We start from the raw sequence: 19840 nt of genomic DNA on the forward strand, positions 1-19840 counted from the left end.
GTGCACCGCATTCGAGGCGCCGCAGTCTGGCGTGTTGCTACCGGTCTGTAGTTGCATGTTCGGGGGCGAAGCCCGCACGGACATGAAGACGGCTGAAGGGGGTGCAGTGGTCGACTCCGATGTGCGGGCCCGGCCCGACAACACCATCGCGGAAGGACGAGAAATTAGCCAACCGTCTGGCCGGCGACGCGGTTTCTTGGGCTTTGCTCGCCGATCTTCGCCCGAACCCACGCAGCAAACTGGCCGCCTACCGAATCGTCCCCAAAAGGGCGCCGCGATATTCGGTTTTCTGAAGCGGCTGTGGATTCCGCTGGTGATCGTGGCCGTCGTCATTGCCGGGGGCATGACCGTTTCGCGGCTGCACGGCGTTTTCGGTTCCGAGCGCCGCCCCTCGTACGCCGAATCACGGCAACAGGACACCAAACCCTTCAACCCCAAGCACGTGAAATACGAAGTCTTCGGGCCGGCGGGGACGACGGCCGACATCAGCTACTTTGACGCCAACGGCGAGCCGAACCACATCACCGGCATCGCGCTGCCGTGGACGTTCGACATCTCGACGACGTTGCCGTCAATCGTGGGAAACGTAGTGGCGCAGGGCAATAGCGACACTCTTGGCTGCCGCATCGTGGTAGACGGCGTTGTCAAGACCGAGAGGATCTCGCACCAATTGAACGCGTTCACCTACTGCGTGCTGACGGCGACATGAGTACCGAGCAATTGGAGACCCAGCGGCCTGCCGCGCGATCACGGGTGGCGCGGATCATCCACCGCTTGTCGGTGCCCATCATCTTGGGTTGGCTCGGCATCGCCGTCCTCATCAGCGTCGCCGTCCCCTCGCTGGAAAAGGTTTCGGCCGAGCATGCGGTGTCGCTAAGTCCTTTGGGCGCACCGTCGTTCAAGGCGATGGAACGCCTGGGCGAGGATTTCAAGGAAACCAACACCGGCGCCATGGCCATGGTCCTGCTGGAGGGCCAACAGCAACTGGGCGACGACGCGCACAAGTATTACGACCGCTTGGTTCGCCAGTTGGAGGCCGACCGCACGCACGTGCAGCATGTCCAGGACTTCTGGGGCGATCCGCTTACCCGCGGCGCCGCGCAAAGCCAGGACGGCAAAGCCGCATACGTTCAGGTGAACCTGAACGGAAACGCGGGCGCGGCCGCGGGCGACGAATCTGTGGCCGCAGTGAGAAAGATCGTGCAGGAGGCTTCTCCCCCGCCCGGGCTCAAGGTCTATGTCACCGGACCCGCGGCCATCGTCGCGGACATGAACAGCGCCGGCGCGAAGACGGTCATGCTGGTGACTTTGGCCAGCCTTTGCGTGATTTTCCTGACGTTGCTGATCGTTTATCGATCGATTGTCACCGTCATCCTTCTGTTGCTCATCGTCGGTCTGGAATTGCAGATCGCGCGCGGAATGGTCGCGCTTCTCGGCCATCTCGGGCTGGTCGGCCTTACCACTTTTGCCGTCAACTTGCTGGTCGCCGCCGTCATCGCGACGGGAACCGACTACGGCATTTTCTTCGTCGGCCGATATCAAGAGGCTCGGCAGGCCGGTGAAAGTCGCGAAGACGCCTTTTACACCACTTTCGCTGGGGTCGCGAAGGTTGTGTTGGCCTCCGGCTTGACCATTGCCGGCGCGGTGCTCTGCCTCAGCTTCACCCGTCTCCCGTTTTTCCAACCGCTCGGTATCCCGTGCGCGGTCGGCATAGCGGTTGCGGTGCTGATTGCGCTGACGCTGGGGCCGGCGCTGCTGGCCGCCGGAGCCCGGTTCGGCCTGTTCGAGCCTCGGCGGGCGATCTCGGCCCGCCGGTGGCGACGGATCGGTACGGCCATCGTCCGGTGGCCGGCGCCCATTCTGGTTGCCTCGTTGGCCATTGCACTGATCGGCCTGTTGGCCCTACCGAATTACCACCCCAGTTATGACGACCAGAAATTCATTCCGCAAAGCATTCCCGCCAATGTGGGGTACGCGGCGGCGGCGCGGCACTTTCCGGGCCAGCGGATGCAAATGCCCGAGATTCTGTTGGTCGAGACCGATCATGATTTGCGTAATCCGACCGATATGTTGGTGATCAACAAAGTTGCCAAGGCCGTGCTCGGGGTTCCGGGGATTGCCACGGTGCAGACCGTCACCCGTCCCGAAGGTGTTCCCCTGCAACACACCACGATTCCGTGGATCATCAGCATGGGTCAGGCCAGCCAGATGCAGAACATGGCCTTCCAAAAAGACCGCATGAACGACATGCTCGTCCAGGCCGAAGAGCTCGGGAAAATGATCGGCATCATGCAGCACATGCTGGGCCTGATGAAGGAACTCGTCGCCACGACCCACCACATGGTCCAGACGACGCATGAAATGCAGGACATCACGTCGGAGCTGCGGGATCGTGTTTCGGATTTCGAGGATTTCTTCCGGCCGATTCGCAGCTATTTCTACTGGGAAAAACACTGCTACGACATTCCGATTTGTTACTCCCTGAGGTCCATCTTCGATGCGCTCGACGGCGTTGACGAGATCAGCGACAAATTGGGCGAGATGGTGAAAAACCTCGACCAGCTGGACATGATCCTTCCGCAACTGGTCATGCAGATCCCGCCCATGATCGAAACCATGTCGGGCATGCGCAACATGATGCTGACCATGCACAGCACCATGTCCGGGGTGATGGGCCAGATGGATTCGAGCGCCAAGGATCCGAGTGTCATGGGACAGGCGTTCGATGCCTCCAGAAACGACGATTCCTTCTACCTGCCGCCGGGGATCATCAACGGCTCCGACGCCTTCAAGCGGGTCGAGAAGGTGTTCATGTCGCCGGACGGGAAGGACTTCCGCCTGCTCATCTCGCAGCGGGGTGACCCGGCGACACCCGAGGGCCTCTCGCGGGTGGAGCAGATCAAGACGGCGGCCGAAGAATCGCTCAAGGGAACGCCCCTCGAAAACGCCAAGATCTATCTCACCGGCACGGCGGCGATCACCAAAGATTTGGTGGACGGATCCAAGTTCGACCTCCTGATCGCCGGCGTCTCCGCGATCTGCCTCATCTTCATCATCATGCTGATCATGACGCGAAGTTTTATTGCCGCCATGGTGATCGTCGGCACGGTTTTGCTATCCCTCGGGGCATCCTTCGGGCTGTCCGTGTTGGTCTGGCAGTACCTGCTTGGCATGCAGCTGCACTGGACGGTGCTGTCCACCTCGGTGATCGTGCTGTTGGCGGTCGGCTCCGACTACAACCTGCTACTGGTCTCCCGCATGAAGGAGGAATTGGCCGCCGGAATCCACACCGGAATCATTCGCGCCATGGGCGGCACCGGCAAGGTCGTGACGAACGCCGGCCTGGTGTTCGCATTCACCATGGCCTCGATGGTGGTCAGCGACCTGCGCAGCATCGCCCAATTGGGGACCACCATCGGTTTGGGACTGTTGTTTGACACCTTGGTGGTGCGCGCATTCATGACGCCCTCTGTGGCTGCATTGCTGGGGCGCTGGTTCTGGTGGCCACAGCTGGTACGCCCCCGCCCCGCCAGCACGATGCTGCGTCCCACGGGGCCTCGTCCGTTGGTGCGTTCGTTGCTGCTCAAGCAGTCGCAATAAGTGGCGGCTTTCCACTTCAGGATGGGAACAGCAACCGTGGGGAACATCGTGACGCAGGGCGATAGCGCCGCAGACACGCTGGGGGCCGCATGACGACCCAAGGGACTCGGCCTCCCCGCATCGCCCGGAACATCCGTCGCTTTGCGGCGCTCATCATCATCGGGTGGGTGGCGCTGACCCTGCTGGTGACCTTCGGCGTCCCGCGGCTCGAGATCGTCGGCCAACAGCATTCGGTGCCGCTGGCCCCTCAGGACGCCCCGGCGGTCCAGGCCATGCAGCGCATGGGCAGGGACTTCAAGGAGTCCGATTCCGACAGCTTCGCGATGCTGGTGATCGAGGGGCAGCAGCAGCTCGGAGACTCTGCGCACGCCTACTACGCCAGATTGGTTCGTGAGCTCAAAAGCGACACCAAGCACATCGAGCACGTGCAGGATTTGTGGGGGGACCGCCTCACCGCGGCGGGCGCCCAAAGTCCCGACGGCAAGGCCGTCTATGTGCAGTTGAATCTGGCGGGCAACCAGGGCACCACCCAGGGTCAGGAATCTGTCGCGGCGATCCGCGACATCATCGAGCGGACGCCGCCGCCTCCCGGAATTCAGGCCTATGTGACCGGCCCGGCGGCGCTGTTTTCCGATATGCAGCTCGCCGGCGACCGATCCATTCTGAAGATGACGATGATCGGCGCCTTGATCATTTTCATCGTGCTGCTTTTCGTGTACCGCTCGGTGATCACCGTGATCCTGTTGCTGCTCACGGTGGGCATCGAAGTCTTTGCCGCGCGCGGTGTCATCGCCTTTATCGCCGACCACAACCTCATCGCACTCTCAACCTTTGCCGTCAACCTGCTGGTGGCACTGGCAATGGCCGCCGGAACCGACTACGCGATCTTCTTCTTCGGCCGCTATCAAGAGGCACGCCAAGCCGGCGAGGACCGGGAAAGCGCGTTCTTCACCACCTATCGCAGCGTCTCCCCCGTGGTTTTGGGCTCCGGTCTGACGATCGCCGGGGCCATGTTGTGCCTGAGCTTCACCCGCATGCCCATCTTCCAAACCATGGGCCTGCCTTGCTCGTTGGGCATGCTGATTTCCGTCCTGATCGCTCTGACGTTGGTTCCGGCGGTGCTGACCGTCGGTGGTGGCGTCGGATTATTCGACCCGACGCGCACGATCGGGTTCGGCCGGTGGCGCCGGATCGGCACGGCAATCGTCCGCTGGCCCGCACCCATTCTGTGCGCGACGATAGCGATCGCCATCGTCGGCCTGGCAACGTTGCCCGGATACAAGACGAGCTACAACAACCGGCTGTATATGCCCAACAGCGTTCCCGCCAACGTCGGGTACGCGGCCGCCGATCGTCACTTCAATCAATCGCGGATGATGCCCGAAATCGTGATGATCGAGGCCGATCACGACTTGCGAAACTCGGCGGACTTCCTAGTGCTGCACAGGCTTGCCAAGGCAATCTTCGGGGTTCACGGGATTTCTCGGGTGCAGGGCATCACGCGGCCGGAGGGAACACCGATCCAGCACACGTCGATCCCGTTCCTGCTCAGCATGCAGCAGGCGATGATGAGTCAAGACATCAAATACATGCAGCTGCGTATGGACGACATGCTCGTCCAGGCGGACATGATGGCCAAGCAAATCGAGATCATGAAGCGCATCTATTCATTGCAGAAGCGCATGACGGATATCACGCACGACACGATCGTCAAGACCAAGGAAATGGCCGAAGTCATTTATGAGCTACGCGGCCACATGTCCGACTTCGAGGATTTCTTCCGGCCCTTGCGCAGCTATTTCTACTGGGAAAAGCACTGCTATGACATCCCGATATGCTGGTCGTTGCGACAAATTTTCGAAATTCTCGACGGCGTCGATACGCTCAGCGACAAACTGACGGATCTTCTCAAAGATCTCGACAATATGGACAAGCTGATGCCGCAGCTGCTCGAGCAGTACCCGCCGATGATCGCGATGTCCGAGGATATGCGACAGATGATGCTAACCAATCACAGCACCATGTCCGGGATCATCGGCCAGATGGACAGCAACAACAAGGACGCCGTTGCCATGGGCGAGGCTTTCGACGCCTCCAAAAATGACGACTCGTTCTATCTGCCGCCGGACATCTTCGACAATGCGGACTTCAAGAAAGCGATGAGCCAATTCTTGTCGCCGGACGGAAAGGCCGCCCGCTTCATCATTTCCCACCGCGGTGACCCGGCAACGTCGGAAAGCGTGGCCCGTATCGACAAGATCAGGCAGGCGGCCGAAGAAGCGCTCAAGAACACGCCCCTCGAAAACGCCAAGATCAACATCGCGGGTACCGCGTCGACGTTCAAGGACTTCCGGGACGGTTCGACCTACGACCTCTTGATCGCCGGCGTTGGCGCGCTGTGTCTGATCTTCATCATCATGCTGATCATCACCCGAAGTTTTATCGCCGCCCTTGTCATCGTCGGCACGGTGACCCTGTCATTGGGCGCGTCGTTCGGGTTGTCGGTGCTGATCTGGCAATACATTTTCGGCATCGAGTTGTACTGGATGGTGCTGCCGATGTCCGTCATCGTCCTGCTGGCGGTCGGATCGGACTACAACCTGCTGCTGGTGTCCCGCATGAAAGAGGAAATAGCCGCCGGCATCAATACCGGCATCATTCGCGCGATGGGCGGCACCGGCAAGGTCGTGACGAACGCGGGCCTGGTGTTCGCATTCACCATGGCATCGATGGTGGTCAGCGATTTGCGCATCATCGGTCAGGTCGGTACCACGATCGGCCTGGGCCTGATGTTCGACACCTTGATCGTGCGCTCGTTCATGACGCCCACCATCGCGGCCCTGCTCGGGCGTTGGTTCTGGTGGCCGCTCTTGGTTCGGCCGCGGCCGGCCAGCCTGCTGCTTCGCTCCGTGGGCACGCGGCCGTCGGTGCGCACCCTGCTGCGCGAGGATGATGACGCGGACGCCCCCACCGCCGAGATCCCGATCCCCCGGTCGACCGTCTAGGTGGTTCTCGCGTTTCTCATTGCCCGGGCAACGGGGCACACAACGCCCTTCGCGAAGAACGTGGTGAGAAAGGTTGGACGGCAATGATTTTGCCCCGCACATTCGGAACTCCCCCGCAAACGGATACGGGCCACGTCAGCGGACCCATCCACCTATACCGACACCACGCCGGTTTGCACCGTGAAATACTCCTACCGTGAGCCCATTGGCGATCGAGGTTGTCGGCCTCACAAAGACATTCGGGCGAAACACGCTCGCGCTCAATGGCGTGGACTTTTCGGTTCCGGCCGGGACAGTGTGTGGGCTGCTCGGCCATAATGGCGCCGGCAAGACCACCACGATCAACATTTTGTCCACGTTGATCCGTCCCAGCTCGGGCCGCGCCAGCGTTGCCGGGCATGACATCGCCCGCCAGCCCGCCGAGGTACGGGCCAGCATCGGGATGGCCGGACAGTTCACCGGCATGGATCCCATGCTGACGGGCCGGGAGAACTTGGTGTTGTTCGGCAGGCTGCGCGGGCTGAATCGCCGACAGGCGAAGGCGCGCGCCGACGAACTGCTCGAACAGTTTGACCTCGTCGCCGCCGCCGACCGCCGGATGTCGACTTACTCCGGAGGCATGTTCCGCCGCGTCGACCTGGCCAGTGCCCTGGTGGTGCCGCCACAAGTGCTGTTCCTCGACGAGCCGACCACTGGGCTGGACCCGCGCAGCCGCCGCGACGTGTGGGCCCTGGTGAGTTCGCTGACCGAGCAGGGCATCACCGTGCTGCTCACCACGCAGTATCTGGAAGAGGCCGACGTACTGAGCGACTCGATCGTCGTCATCGACCACGGGCAGGTGATCGCCAGCGGCACCGCCGAGGAGCTCAAGCGCGCCGTCGGCACCAGCTACTGCCAGGTGACCCCGGCCAATCCCGCCGACTTGCCCCAGGTGGCCGAAGCGCTGGCCGGACTCGACGGGGTCGATATCGACACCGATACGAGTTCGGTGTCGGTGTTCGCCCCTGACGGGGTGGCCACGCTGGTCGACGTATTTCGCCGGGTCGACGCGCTCGGCCTCGAACTGGCCGACATCTCGCTGCGCAAGCCGTCGCTCGATGAAGCGTTCCTGCACCTCACCGAGCGGACCGTCGCCCGGTCATGAGCGCCCTGGCCGCCCTCACCGAGCGTTCGCTGATGTCGGCAGCACGCGACGGCGAGATGATCTTCGAGATCATCTCCCCCGCAGCGTATTTGGCGGGGTTCAGTGTGGCGCTGCACGGCCTGATCGACACAGGGCCCGTCAGTTACACCCAGTATTTTCTGCCCGCGGTGGTGGCCCAATCGATGATTTTCGTCGGGCTGCTCACCGCGGACCGCGCGGCGCGCGACCACCTGTTTGGGATCGGTGAGCGGATGCGGACGCTGCCCGTCGCTGCGGTGGCCACCGTAACAGCCCGCACCGTGGCCACCTTGATGCGCGGCGTCCTCTCCCTGCTGGTGGCGTTGATCACCGGCTATGCCTTCGGTTTTCGGATAACCGGGGGATTGGGATACGCGGCGGCCTTCCTCGTCATCTCGTTGCTGCTGTGCCTGGCCGTCACGCTGGGCGCCGACGCGCTCGGTTCGAGCGCCAATACCGTCCAGGGCGCCAGCCACCTCTTGTTCGTCCCTCAACTGTTGCTTTTCATGCTGTCCACCGGAATCGCCCCGGAGAAGACCTTTCCGGAGTGGCTGCGTCCATATGTTCGCAACCAACCGATTTCGGAGTTCGCCGAAGCCCTGCGCGGACTGGCCTCCGGGCACGTAGCGCTCAGTAACCTGGCGGCCACCCTGGCCTGGTGCCTGGGCATGGTGCTGGTCTTCGGCGCGATCACGTTGCGCATGCAGAGGCGCGGCTAGTGACGCATCGCCTCGCGCCACACGGTTCTATGCTGATCCAAAGCTGGGTGCAGGCAGGCCGACTCTTGCTTCGATGGCGGCGCGACCAAGCGGTGCTCATGGGGTCTCTGCTCCTTCCCGTCTTTCTGCTGTTCATCTATAAAATTGTGCTCGGAGAGCAGGTGCAGAAGGTCACCGGCGTCGACAGCGTTTATGGCGTAGTCCCCATGTGCGCGGTGATATCCGGTCTGTTCGGATCACTGGGCAATTCGGTTGGAATCACGATGGACCGTCAGTCGCGCCTCCTCAGCCGGATGTGGGTGCTGCCGATCCACCGGGCGAGCGGGATCAGCGGCTGGGTGATCGCCGAAGTCGTGCGCGCGTTCATCGGCACGATCTTGATCACCGTAATCGGGGTGGCGATGGGGTTGCGTTTCACGCAGGGCTGGCCCTCGGCCCTACTTTTCCTTCTGATCCCGTCGTTCGTGGTGACCGGGTTCACCGCTTTGGTGATGGCGATGGCTATCCGCAAGAATGGCCGCACCGCGATGACCTGGCTGCTGAGCGCCACTTTCGCGCTAGCGTTTGTCAATCCCGGCGCCACTCCCATCAAGCTGTTTCCGGACTGGGCTCAACCGTTGATCCGCATGCAACCAATCTCGCCACCCATCGAGACGATGCGAGCCTTGGCTTACGGGGGGCCGCTCGCGTTGCCGCTCGCGATAACCCTTGCCTGGGCAGTCGTGCTGCTCGCGGTGTTCATTCCGGTAGCCGTGCGCGGCTATCGGCTCGCCGCCGAAGCCAGCGCTTAAACGTCCGGGACACACGATCGCCGCCCGACGAACGGGCATGGCAACAAGTGTGCGCTACTTCTGTGCCCGCGCCTTCGATGCGGCTCTGGACCTGATCAGCAAGGCGCGCAACGCCAGTCGACGATTCTCTTTTTTTCGGAAGAACGCCAGCATCCGGCCGCAAGTCTCCCAGGCGGCCACCCAGAAGTACATCGGCAGCCGCTTTCTGAACTCCCTGTCGGTGCTCTGCCTCATGCTGAGCCCCGTCATGTCGTTGTATTCCGCGATGACGATGTCCATGTACCGGGTCACCAGCGCCGGGTTGGAGAAGCAGCGGATGTTGAAATCCCAATCAGCCCAGACCGGATAGCGCAAGTTATAGGGACCGATGCCGTCAAAAAGCTTGCGGCGGTAAAAGATTGACTGATGGCACAGGTTCGTTTCAAACAGCAGACGATCGAGATCGAAGGCGCCGGCATGGCGGGCCCCGGTTGAGCGCATGACGACATCGCCGTAGACCAGGTCGCTGGGCTCATGGCTGGAGATGAAGGCGGCCACGAGCTCCAGAGTGGCCGGCTCAAGCAGAGTGTCGTCGGATCCCAGGAAGAGCACCCACGCCCCGGTCGCCATGCCGACGCCGCGGTTCATGGCGTCGTATGGACCCTGGTCCGGGCCACTGTGGATGACCAGGCGCTCACCGAGGCCGGCGCCAAAACTGTTCGCGATGTCGAGGGTTCCGTCTGTCGAAGCGCCGTCTACGAGTACCAGCTCGTAGTCGGTGTACGTCTGGCGGGTAATGCTTTCAATGCAGGCCTGCAGGGTTGCGGCTGAGTTGAACGTGGGTACGATGATCGAAAACGTTGGCGCAGTCATGACGCTACTTCACGGCTTTCCACTTGGGCGTCGGTCCGGGCGTTAGGCACATCATCTGAATTCGATTCAGCCGGCAAAAACAAGTGCATTGTCAGGTCAACTCGTCTCACGTAAGAATACGCCGTCAGCTTGCAGCATCCGGCCGTCCCGGGGATCGATAAAACACGGGAGCAATCCGGTTAGCTTAAAGCCCATGGAATATGCCCACTCGAGCGCTTCCGGGATAAGCATGCTCCCTTCGTACAGGGGCAGGAACGAAAGTTCGAGTTGCATGCCCACACAACTGTTGGCGAGCGTCGATTCGCTACCGGCAAGCACTTGCTTTTCGAAACCTTGGACGTCGATCTTGAGGAAAGTCACATCGGTTGGCCGCAAAATTTCTGGCGCCACGGAGTCAAGCCGGTACACGGCCACGTCTTCGACGCCGACGTAATTCGCTGGGGGGAAGGCATCTTGGTGGCTTTTAAGCATCGGCAACACGGAACTGCTCTGAGCCGCGTTGCCTGCAATATTCACCGACACCGTACCGTCGGAGTCACCCAGCGCGTGCCTTCGGCACTCCCACAGTGGATCCTTTGACGCCCTTTTTTCCAACGTCGCAAACGGCTGTGAGAGGGGCTCGAACGAGACCATACGACCCTGGTAACCCGCTTTGCGGAGGCTGGCAGCGTATTGCCCCGTGTTTGAACCGATGTCGAAAACTACGTTCACATTAAGTGATTCGAGTTGTTTGACGAACTTACGTCTCCAATTGCGCTCTGAGAAGTAACGTAAGAACTCGGACGGTGCGGCGCGTGCGATCATACGAACCTGATCCAGCAATTGCATCGCATAACACTAACATGCGAATGTTCGCGAAGAATGCCCTTGGAGGCACTGACGACCCAGATATACGTCTCGTACCCGTTCTATTGCCGCGCCGCCGCTGCGTTCGCCCGATACCACGCTACCGTTGCCTCAATGCCCTCGCGCAGTGGGGTTTTGGGCTGCCAGCCGACGCCCCGCAACGTTGAGATGTCCAGCAGCTTACGTGGTGTCCCGTCCGGTTTCGTTGGGTCCCAGTCCGTTTCGCCGGTATAGCCGACCGCGGCGGCGACCATCTCGGCGATCTCACCGATGCTGTGGTCGACACCGGTGCCCACATTGACGTGATCCGGGCCGTCAAAATGTTCGAGAAGGTGCAGGCACGCACTGGCTAAGTCATCGACGTGCAGCAGCTCTCGCCGTGGGGTCCCGGTGCCCCAGTTCGTCACGCTTGGGGCTCCGCTCGCCTTCGCCTCCTCGTATCTGCGGATAAGCGCCGGCAGCAGGTGCGAACCCGAAGGAGAGAAATTGTCGCCGGGTCCGTAGAGATTGGTTGGCATCGCCGAAATCCACGACAAGCCATATTGACGCCGAACCGCTTGCACCTGAAGGATTCCCGCGATCTTTGCAATCGCATAGGCGTCGTTCGTCGGTTCCAGCGGGCCGGTGAGCAGCGCGCTCTCCTGGATCGGCTGAGGAGCGAATTTCGGGTAGATGCAGGAGGAGCCGAGGAACAGCAACCGTGGCACCCTCGCCGCCACCGCGGCATCGAGCAGATTGACCTGGATCTGCAGGTTTTCGGACAGGAAATCGGCGGGATAGGTGTCATTGGCCATGATGCCACCGACCCTGGCCGCGGCATCGATGACGATCTGCGGCCTTGACTCGAGAACGAAGTCAAATGTTGCGGCCCGGTCCATCAAGTCGAGCTCGCTGTGCGGCCGCACAAGAAGATTCGTGAACCCTTCGGACTGAAACCTGCGGACCAGGGCGGAGCCGACCAAGCCGCGGTGCCCTGCGATGTATACCGGCGAAGTGCGGTCAAGGACTCCAACTGCAGAGTTCATACTCGGGTCATTTCCAGCCGGCGAGGACCGGCTTGTCGATCCATGGCTTTCCGTCGCATTCCAAAGCGGCGATGTCCGCCTCGACCATGATCCGCGCCAATTCGCCGGTGTGCACGGAAGCCTTCCATCCGAGCGACTGGGCGGCTTTGGTGGCATCGCCGATCAGTGAATCGACTTCGGTGGGACGCAGATAGCGGTCGTCAAATTTCACATACTTTTGCCAGTCGAGTCCGGCATGGTCGAAAGCGGTCTGGGCAAACTCGCGCACGCTGTAACCGCGGCCTGTCGCCAGGACGAAGTCGTGGGGCTCAGGAGCCTGCAGCATCCGCCACATACCCTCGACATATTCAGGCGCGTACCCCCAGTCACGAACGGCATCGAGGTTGCCTAGATAGACATCTGCCTGGTCGCCGGCTTTGATGCGCGCAACTGCTCGCGTGATCTTTCGGGTCACGAATGTTTCGCCGCGCCTGGGCGATTCGTGATTGAACAATATGCCGTTCACCGCGAACAAACCGTACGCTTCTCGGTAGTTGCGTGTCGCCCAGTAAGAGAAGACTTTTGCCGCGCCGTATGGTGAGCGCGGATAAAACGGTGTCTGCTCGTTCTGCGGTGGCGGCGACGCACCGAACATCTCCGACGAGGATGCCTGGTAAAAGCGGCAGTCGATTCGAGAGAGGCGAACGGCCTCGAGCAGTCGGATCGATCCCATGCCCGTGGTATCGCCGGTGTGCACCGGTTCGTCAAAGCTGACACGCACGTGCGACTGCGCAGCAAGGTTGTAAACCTCGTCGGGATCGATGGTGCTGAGCAAGGTGACCAATCGGGTGCCGTCGGTGAGGTCGCCGTAGTGCAAGAGCAGTCGCGCACCCGGTTCATGTGGATCGATATAGAGATGATCGATCCGGGAGGTATTGAACGTCGAAGCTCGACGGATGAGCCCGTGGACCTCGTATCCCTTACGTAGCAGCAGCTCGGCAAGATACGAGCCGTCCTGTCCGGTGATTCCGGTTATGAGCGCTCGCTTCATCAGATCCTTACTTCTGTCGGTGCATGCTCGTCACCCAAACGTCTGGCATCCCATCATCGAAGTCGTCCTTGCTACGTCAAGAGGTCATGGTACGAGCCCCAGCTTGAATACACGATTCTCTTAGTTGGGTCACGTCCCTGCCTGCGTCGCTTAGGCTCCCTTCACACTTCTGTTCCAGGCTGTTTACCGGTTGCGCAGGTAGAACCTTCTCGGTCGTAATTGCCCAGCACAGTCACTGAGTCTGTCGCTCAATATGGGTGTGCTTTCAGCATCTACTATGAAGCGACGGCGACGCGCGCAGTTGTAACACGGCGAGGGGTCGATCAACACTCAGAGCTCCTCTTCGGCGCCCGTCCGGGTATTGACCACGGGCAATCCCTTTAGGGAAGCCAGTCGCCGCTCGCCGCGCAGATAAGTCAGCCGGCCCTTGCTGTCCCTGGACTCGGCGAACTTGGATGTCACGTAGCCCTCCGCAGCGGTCAGGACCTTAAGTCCGTGCTGCAGGTCGGAGCGGACAAAATAAGCGTTGTTCCCTGCACTGTTGCTGCCGACAAAATCATATCCCTTGGAAGTAGCAAGGTCGCACATAGCCGGCAGCGAGGCGCCGAAGTACAGATTGTTGATGCGTGCTCTACTGAAATTCGGGTCGTAGGGGATCGTGATCGCGCGTTCGGCGCCGAACACGCTGTTGTACTCCATGATCGCGATCGCGGGCCGTACGGCCGTGAGGCCGCGCCAGACCCAGTAGTCGTTGCCGTCAATGTCGATATGAAGAAGCCCGATCTCGCCTTCGAACCCATGATCCAGCATCAATTGGTTGATATTTTCTACCGTCACGAAGGTGCATGCGCTCTGGAGATCATGGCGCCACGAAATCTCGTCGCGCTTGATGACGGCGACGTTGCGATCGGAGCTATCCATCACCAGTCCGCGCCAATTGTCATTCAGCAGCAGGAATCGGGTGTTGGACTCTCGATAGTCCCCGACGCCGAATTCTACGAAGGTCTCGCTCAATCCCGAAAGCCGATGGATGAGCCACTGAATGATGCCGTCGTCGCCGAATTGACTGAACACCGAGAATTCCACATCGGCTAGGCCGTTGATCACTTCCCGTCCACGCACCTGCCACGTGAGCCCGCGGCCAATCAGAGTGCGCTGCCTCTCTTCACCCGCCGTCAGGGCTTGCGCGAGGAGGGCCAGCGGATTGAGATTGATTTGCACGTGAGTCCTGCTCCCGCTGCCCACACCCGTCGCGGCCCGATCCACGATCTCTGGGTCAGCAACTTTATTCTTAGCAAAGCGTCGGCCCAAGGGGGCGCGCGCCGCGCCCGCACACCGGATCTAGGTAGTCAGTCAGATGCCTCGTGGCACAGTAGGGCTAGTGCGGCGCGTTAGATCCGGAAGTAGCCGACGGAGCTGTCGAAAGGGATACCAATGAAAGCCGTATTGTTGGCCGGCGGGTTTGGTACTCGTCTGAGCGAAGAAACCACGATCCGCCCCAAACCCATGGTGGAGATCGGCGGACGACCAATCCTATGGCACATCATGAAGCTCTACTCCCACCACGGTATCCACGATTTTGTGGTGTGTTGCGGTTACAAGGGGTACGTGATCAAGGAATATTTCGCCAATTATTTCCTCCACATGTCGGACGTCACTTTTGATATGTCCGCTAACAAGATGGAAGTCCACCGACACCATGCGGAACCCTGGCGAGTGACGCTGGTGGATACGGGTGAGAACACCCTTACGGGCGGGCGCCTCAAGCGAGTGGAAGCCTACATCCGGGATGACGAAGCGTTTTGCTTTACCTATGGTGACGGGCTGACCGACGCGAACATCGGCGCGAGCATCGAATTCCACCGCCAACACGGCCGCCACGTCACGGTTACCGCGGTGCTCCCGCCGGGACGCTATGGGGCCCTGGAGTGCGCCGGTAAACAAGTAACGGGCTTTGTCGAGAAGCCGCGAGGTGATGGCGGGCTTATCAACGGCGGATTTTTCGTCTTGTCACCCTCGGTACTCGATTACATTGAGGGCGACCAGACGTCGTGGGAAGGCCCGCCCTTGGCTCGTCTCGCTGCCGATGGCGAAGTGATGGCCTTCGAGCATTCCGGCTTTTGGCATCCCATGGACACGCTGCGGGACAAGAACATGCTCGAAGAACTCTGGAGTGGCGGCAAAGCGCCGTGGAAATGCTGGAATTGAACGCTTTCGGATCGGCGTATCGAGGTCGCCGGGTGTTGGTCACCGGCCATACCGGCTTCAAAGGCAGCTGGTTGTGTCTGTGGCTGCAATCGCTGGGCGCCGAAGTCACCGGTATCGCACTGGATCCGACGTCTGAGCCCAGTCATTGGAACCTACTGCAACTAGCGATCCAGGATCACCGCATCGACATCCGCGACGAAGCGGAAGTCCGTCGAGTATTCGACACCGCAATGCCTGAGATCGTATTCCATTTGGCGGCACAGCCTTTGGTTCGTCGCTCCTACCGCGAGCCGATCACCACGTGGGCGACCAACGTGATGGGCACTGCGCATGTGCTCGAGGCCGCCCGCCGCACACCGGACGTGCGTGCCATCGTCGTCGTGACGACCGACAAGTGCTACGAAAATCGCGAATGGCCCTGGGCATACCGAGAACGAGACCGCCTGGGAGGCCACGATCCCTACAGCGCGTCCAAGGCCGGCGCCGAATTGGTGGCTGCGAGCTTTCGAACCGCGTTTCTGCAACAGCCGTCGGCTCCGTTGCTCGCAACGGCGAGGGGGGGCAACGTTATTGGCGGCGGTGACTGGTCAGAGGACCGACTGATACCAGACCTGGTGCGTTCGGTCGCCGCCGGCGAGCCGCTCGTTATTCGCTCGCCGCACGCCACCCGACCGTGGCAGCACGTATTGGATTGCCTCAGCGGCTATCTGTTGCTGGGTCAGCGTCTACTGGCAGGCGACGCGGCCTGCGCCGACGCGTGGAACTTTGGGCCGGACGGCGAAGGAAACCGGACCGTCGAGGAGGTGCTCAACGATCTTGCGCACACCTGGCCGCAGCTGCGCTGGCAAGTGACATCTGATCCCCAGCCGCACGAGGCGGGCCTACTGCAATTGGACAGCGCCAAGGCGCGGATGCAGTTGGGATGGCGCCCAGTATGGAAGCTGGACCAGGCAATCCACCGCACGGCAAACTGGTATCGGCTTCTGATGGAATCGGGTGCACTGCCGAGCGCTGAAGAACTGGCCGTCTATGTTGCCGATGCGGCCAGCGCGGGATTGGGTTGGGCGACAACATGAAGATCCTCGACACGCCGCTGGCCGGCCTCAAGGTTGCGCAGTCGGTGCCGCATCGGGATGCCCGAGGCGCGTTCACCCGCCTCTTCTGCACCGCGGAACTAGAGCCGGTTCTGGGCGAGCGTCAGATCGTGCAGATCAATCACTCCCGGACCAGCAGCGTCGGCGCCGTGCGCGGCATGCATTTCCAGCACCCACCGCACGCGGAGATGAAGATGATCCGCTGCCTTCGCGGGCGGGTCATGGACGTCGCCGTCGACGTGCGCGCCGGATCCGCAACGTTCTTGCAGTGGCATGCCCAGGCGCTAGCCCAAGATGACGCGCAAATGCTAGTCATCCCTGAGGGTTTCGCCCACGGATTCCAGGTTTTGGAGCCCGACAGCGAGTTGCTGTACCTGCACACCGCGTTCTATAACCCATCATCCGAGGGCGGGCTACGGCACGACGACCCACGCCTCGCCATTACCTGGCCATTGCCGCCACAAGACCTTTCACCCCGTGACCTTTCCCACCCGCTATTGGGTGCCGATTTCACCGGAGTTGCGTTATGAAATGCCGACACTGCGGCATGGCGTTGGAACACAGCTTTGTGGACCTGGGCTTTGCACCCCCCTCGAACGCCTATGTCTACGCCGAGGAGCTGTCCAACCCGGAGGTGCACTACCCGCTGCGGGTTAAGGTGTGTCACCGGTGCTGGTTGGTACAAACCGAGGACTACGCCCAGGCCGAGGAATTGTTCAGCGCCGACTACGCCTACTTCTCCAGCACGTCGAGCAGTTGGCTCGATCACGCAGCCGGTTATGCGCGCATGATCACCGACCGGCTGCAGCTTGGGCCCGAGAGTTTCGTCATCGAGGTCGCCTCTAACGACGGCTATCTTCTGAAAAACTTTGTGGCAGCGGGGATTCCCTGCCTGGGAATCGAGCCGACGGCAAGCACGGCCGCGGCAGCTGAGGCGCTGGGCATCCCAGTCATGCGGGAATTCTTCGGCGAAGCCCTAGGCCGCCGGCTGGCGGATGAAGGACGGTCGGCGGATCTGATCGCGGGGAATAATGTGTACGCACACGTGCCCGATATCAACGACTTCACCCGGGGATTGGCTGCAGCGCTCAAACCGGAAGGCACTGTCACACTTGAATTTCCGCACCTTGTCCCATTGATCAAGCAGACCCAGTTCGACACGATCTACCACGAGCATTTCTCCTACCTGTCACTCACCGCGGTGGCCAGCATCTTCGCCAAAGCCGGCCTGCGCGTGTGGGATGTCGAGGAGCTGCCAACTCACGGCAGTAGCCTACGAGTATATGGCTGCCACACCGACGCAGCGATCGTCACAACGGAGCGCGTCGCGGCGCTGCTCGCGCGCGAGGCCGAGTTCGGGGTGACTCGGCTGGAGACCTACACCGAATTCCAGAAGCGAACCGACCGGGTGAAGGACGATCTGGTGGCCTTTCTGATCGAACAGAAGCGTGCCGGCCGACGAGTGGCCGCCTACGGAGCGGCCGCCAAAGGTAACACCTTGCTGAACTACGCCGGTATCAGGCCCGACCTGTTGCCCTACGTCTGTGACGCCGCACCATCCAAGCAAGGGAAATTCCTGCCGGGAAGCCACATTCCAATCCGCGCGCCGCAGGCGCTGTGGGAAAATTCGCCAGACTACGTGGTGATCCTGCCCAGGAACATCGCTCAAGAAGTGCGGACGCAGCTGAAAGATCTTGCCGAGGCAGGTGCGATTTTCGTGACGGCGGTTCCTGAATTGAGCTTCCTGTGAAGCCCCGTATCGCGTACACCAAGCCGTCGATCACCGACCTCGAGGTGCGCTACGCCACCGATGCCGCCGCCAACGGCTGGGGCGAGCAGTGCTATGCCTACATCGGGAGGTTCGAGAACTCGTATAAGGAGCACCTCGGCGTCAAGCACGCGATCGCCACGTCGAGTTGCACGGGCGCACTGCACATGGGCATGGCTGCGCTCGGAATCGGGCCCGGCGACGAGGTCATCATGGCCGACACCAACTGGATCGCCTCGGCGGCGCCGATCGTCCACCTCGGGGCCAAGCCCGTCTTCGTTGACATCCTGCCCGAGAGTTGGTGCGTCGACCCGGAATTGGCCGAAGCCGCCATCACGCCGCGCACCAAAGCCATTCTCGCGGTGCATTTGTACGGAAACCTCTGCGAGATGGATCGCCTCTTGGCTATCGCAAAGAAGCACGGTATCCCGGTCATCGAGGATGCCGCCGAAGCCATCGGTTCGATCTACTACGGCAAGCGCGCCGGTTCGATGGGCTGCTTTGGAACCTTTTCGTTTCATGGCACCAAGACGGTCACCACCGGTGAGGGCGGCATGTTCGTCACCAACGACGACGATCTGTATGAGAAAGTGCTCACCTTGAGCAACCACGGACGCGCACGCAGCCAGACCAAGCAGTTCTGGCCGGACATGGTGGGCTTCAAGTACAAAATGTCCAATATCCAGGCAGCGATCGGATGCGCACAAATGGAACGCATCGATGAGCTGACTTCACAAAAGCGGAAGATATTTCAGGTCTATTCCGATGACTTGGCCGATGTGGCCGGGATATCGATGAACCCTGAGCCGGCGGGCACACAGAACGGGTACTGGATGCCAACAGTCGTGTTCGAGAAGTCGACAGGAGTAACGTCCGAGCGCCTTCGGGCGGCATTCGCGGCCGAGAATATCGATGCCCGGGTCTTCTTCCATCCCCTGTCTGCCATCCCGCCCTTCGCGGGATCGTCCGGAGGTCGATGGGCCAGCGATATCCCCACCCGTGCGATCAACGTGCCCAGCTTTCATGACATCACCGAGATCGAGCAGCGCCGCGTCGCGCAAGTTGTCCGGGAGATTTGCGTTGGCTGATAAGAGCTACGTCCTCTGGGGCAGTTCAGGGCACGCCAAAGTACTGTTAGGCATCATCGAGCGACTGCGTGGACGGGTGCTGGCGACGTTCGACAACGATCCGGCCGCTACGCGGATACCTGGAATCCCGCTATATATCGGGGACGCCGGGTTTGAGCAATGGCTAGCCGAACATGGCGACGTTCATGATGTCCACGCACTGGTAGCTATCGGGGGAAGCCGTGGTCGCGAGCGGATCGACATCCTGGGTCGGATGGTCGCCTCGGGCTTACGCACCGAACCTTTGATTGACCCTCGCGCAAGCGTCGATGCCACAGCCAAGCTTGGCGGAGGGTGTCAAATCCTGCCCGGCGCGGTGGTTTCTGCCGATGCAGTACTCGGAGAGGCGTGCATCATGAACCATAAGGCTTCCGTAGATCATGAGTGCCAAGTCGGTTCGGGGGTGCACCTAGCCCCCGCCGCCACTCTTTGCGGCCTCGTATCGGTCGGCGATGCCGCGATGGTAGGAACAAATGCCACCGTGCTTCCGCGAGTGAAGATCGGACAGTGTGCCACAGTCGGAGCCGGTGCCGTGGTTACCAAAGACGTACCCGACCACGCAGTCGTTGTGGGAAATCCGGCTCGTGTCATCCGGATCGAATCACCTTAGGAG

17 protein-coding genes are annotated in these 19840 nt (G+C 61.1%); 12 read left to right on the plus strand and 5 right to left on the minus strand.

All coding sequences use genetic code 11. The annotated features are described in order from the left end of the window. The first annotated feature begins 289 nt into the window (after nt 1-289). The 6 genes from AC0KTM_RS14270 to AC0KTM_RS14295 all read left to right on the plus strand — a co-directional run bounded on the left by AC0KTM_RS14270 (nt 290) and on the right by AC0KTM_RS14295 (nt 9277). Nucleotides 290-709 carry an MmpS family transport accessory protein gene (locus AC0KTM_RS14270; RefSeq protein ID WP_225327603.1) on the plus strand — a complete coding sequence of 140 codons (420 nt, stop codon included), beginning with the start codon at nt 290-292 and terminating at the stop codon, nt 707-709. Beyond that, nucleotides 706-3600, plus strand: a complete 2895-nt coding sequence (locus tag AC0KTM_RS14275) for an MMPL/RND family transporter (RefSeq protein ID WP_225327578.1) — start codon at nt 706-708, stop codon at nt 3598-3600. The genes AC0KTM_RS14270 and AC0KTM_RS14275 overlap by 4 nt, the downstream gene beginning before the upstream one ends. Nucleotides 3601-3689: 89 nt before the next feature. Further along, nucleotides 3690-6605 (plus strand): MMPL/RND family transporter, encoded by a 2916-nt coding sequence (locus tag AC0KTM_RS14280; protein ID WP_472415915.1) that lies wholly within the window; start codon nt 3690-3692, stop codon nt 6603-6605. A 196-nt stretch (nt 6606-6801) separates the two neighbouring features. After that, nucleotides 6802-7749 (plus strand): ATP-binding cassette domain-containing protein, encoded by a 948-nt coding sequence (locus tag AC0KTM_RS14285; protein WP_472415917.1) that lies wholly within the window; start codon nt 6802-6804, stop codon nt 7747-7749. Beyond that, nucleotides 7746-8486 (plus strand): ABC transporter permease, encoded by a 741-nt coding sequence (locus AC0KTM_RS14290; RefSeq protein WP_472415919.1) that lies wholly within the window; start codon nt 7746-7748, stop codon nt 8484-8486. Before AC0KTM_RS14285 ends, AC0KTM_RS14290 begins: the two co-directional genes overlap by 4 nt. Beyond that, nucleotides 8486-9277 carry an ABC transporter permease gene (locus AC0KTM_RS14295; RefSeq protein ID WP_472415921.1) on the plus strand — a complete coding sequence of 264 codons (792 nt, stop codon included), beginning with the start codon at nt 8486-8488 and terminating at the stop codon, nt 9275-9277. The genes AC0KTM_RS14290 and AC0KTM_RS14295 overlap by 1 nt, the downstream gene beginning before the upstream one ends. A 54-nt stretch (nt 9278-9331) precedes the next feature. Here AC0KTM_RS14295 and AC0KTM_RS14300 read toward each other — a convergent pair whose 3' ends face one another. From AC0KTM_RS14300 to AC0KTM_RS14320, 5 genes are all read right to left on the minus strand, one after another. Then, on the minus strand, nt 9332-10129 hold the full coding sequence (locus tag AC0KTM_RS14300) for a glycosyltransferase family 2 protein (RefSeq protein WP_472415923.1): 798 nt from the start codon (nt 10127-10129) through the stop codon (nt 9332-9334). A 96-nt stretch (nt 10130-10225) separates the two neighbouring features. Continuing rightward, entirely contained in the window at nt 10226-10957 is a 732-nt protein-coding gene (locus AC0KTM_RS14305) for an FkbM family methyltransferase (protein ID WP_472415925.1), read from the minus strand. 80 nt (nt 10958-11037) lie between these two features. Next, complete coding sequence (locus AC0KTM_RS14310) at nt 11038-12000, minus strand: GDP-L-fucose synthase family protein (protein ID WP_472415927.1); 963 nt, start codon at nt 11998-12000, stop codon at nt 11038-11040. Nucleotides 12001-12007: 7 nt separating this feature from the next. Further along, nucleotides 12008-13030, minus strand: coding sequence for a GDP-mannose 4,6-dehydratase (gene gmd, locus AC0KTM_RS14315; protein WP_472415929.1), 1023 nt, complete (start codon nt 13028-13030; stop codon nt 12008-12010). Between the two features lie 330 nt (nt 13031-13360). Next, nucleotides 13361-14251, minus strand: coding sequence for a hypothetical protein (locus AC0KTM_RS14320; protein WP_472415931.1), 891 nt, complete (start codon nt 14249-14251; stop codon nt 13361-13363). A 213-nt stretch (nt 14252-14464) separates the two neighbouring features. On the opposite strand from AC0KTM_RS14320, the gene rfbF reads away from it, so the two are divergent. The 6 genes from rfbF to AC0KTM_RS14350 are packed head-to-tail and all read left to right on the plus strand — an operon-like array spanning nt 14465 to nt 19837. Then, entirely contained in the window at nt 14465-15238 is a 774-nt protein-coding gene (rfbF, locus tag AC0KTM_RS14325) for a glucose-1-phosphate cytidylyltransferase (RefSeq protein WP_472415933.1), read from the plus strand. Then, a complete protein-coding gene (gene rfbG, locus AC0KTM_RS14330) occupies nt 15226-16314 on the plus strand; it encodes a CDP-glucose 4,6-dehydratase (protein ID WP_472415935.1) in 1089 nt (362 codons plus the stop codon). Before rfbF ends, rfbG begins: the two co-directional genes overlap by 13 nt. Beyond that, a complete protein-coding gene (locus AC0KTM_RS14335) occupies nt 16311-16862 on the plus strand; it encodes a dTDP-4-dehydrorhamnose 3,5-epimerase family protein (RefSeq protein WP_472415937.1) in 552 nt (183 codons plus the stop codon). Before rfbG ends, AC0KTM_RS14335 begins: the two co-directional genes overlap by 4 nt. Further along, complete coding sequence (locus AC0KTM_RS14340) at nt 16859-18082, plus strand: class I SAM-dependent methyltransferase (protein WP_472415938.1); 1224 nt, start codon at nt 16859-16861, stop codon at nt 18080-18082. Before AC0KTM_RS14335 ends, AC0KTM_RS14340 begins: the two co-directional genes overlap by 4 nt. Next, complete coding sequence (locus AC0KTM_RS14345; protein ID WP_472415940.1) at nt 18079-19188, plus strand: DegT/DnrJ/EryC1/StrS family aminotransferase; 1110 nt, start codon at nt 18079-18081, stop codon at nt 19186-19188. The genes AC0KTM_RS14340 and AC0KTM_RS14345 overlap by 4 nt, the downstream gene beginning before the upstream one ends. Continuing rightward, nucleotides 19181-19837: an acetyltransferase gene (locus tag AC0KTM_RS14350; protein WP_472415942.1), complete on the plus strand. Its 657-nt coding sequence runs from the start codon at nt 19181-19183 to the stop codon at nt 19835-19837. The genes AC0KTM_RS14345 and AC0KTM_RS14350 overlap by 8 nt, the downstream gene beginning before the upstream one ends. The last annotated feature ends 3 nt before the right edge of the window (nt 19838-19840 follow it).

Source organism: Mycobacterium sp. NTMscope_Eco_3, assembly GCF_976985685.1.

Coding starts and splice junctions, on each gene's coding strand:
- AC0KTM_RS14305 (WP_472415925.1), bottom strand. CDS start 10,957: ATGCAATTGCTGGATCAGGTTCGTATGATCGCACGCGCCGCACCGTCC.
- rfbG (WP_472415935.1), top strand. CDS start 15,226: ATGCTGGAATTGAACGCTTTCGGATCGGCGTATCGAGGTCGCCGGGTG.
- AC0KTM_RS14340 (WP_472415938.1), top strand. CDS start 16,859: ATGAAATGCCGACACTGCGGCATGGCGTTGGAACACAGCTTTGTGGAC.
- AC0KTM_RS14290 (WP_472415919.1), top strand. CDS start 7,746: ATGAGCGCCCTGGCCGCCCTCACCGAGCGTTCGCTGATGTCGGCAGCA.
- gmd (WP_472415929.1), bottom strand. CDS start 13,030: ATGAAGCGAGCGCTCATAACCGGAATCACCGGACAGGACGGCTCGTAT.
- AC0KTM_RS14335 (WP_472415937.1), top strand. CDS start 16,311: ATGAAGATCCTCGACACGCCGCTGGCCGGCCTCAAGGTTGCGCAGTCG.
- AC0KTM_RS14310 (WP_472415927.1), bottom strand. CDS start 12,000: ATGAACTCTGCAGTTGGAGTCCTTGACCGCACTTCGCCGGTATACATC.
- AC0KTM_RS14275 (WP_225327578.1), top strand. CDS start 706: ATGAGTACCGAGCAATTGGAGACCCAGCGGCCTGCCGCGCGATCACGG.
- AC0KTM_RS14280 (WP_472415915.1), top strand. CDS start 3,690: ATGACGACCCAAGGGACTCGGCCTCCCCGCATCGCCCGGAACATCCGT.
- rfbF (WP_472415933.1), top strand. CDS start 14,465: ATGAAAGCCGTATTGTTGGCCGGCGGGTTTGGTACTCGTCTGAGCGAA.
- AC0KTM_RS14300 (WP_472415923.1), bottom strand. CDS start 10,129: ATGACTGCGCCAACGTTTTCGATCATCGTACCCACGTTCAACTCAGCC.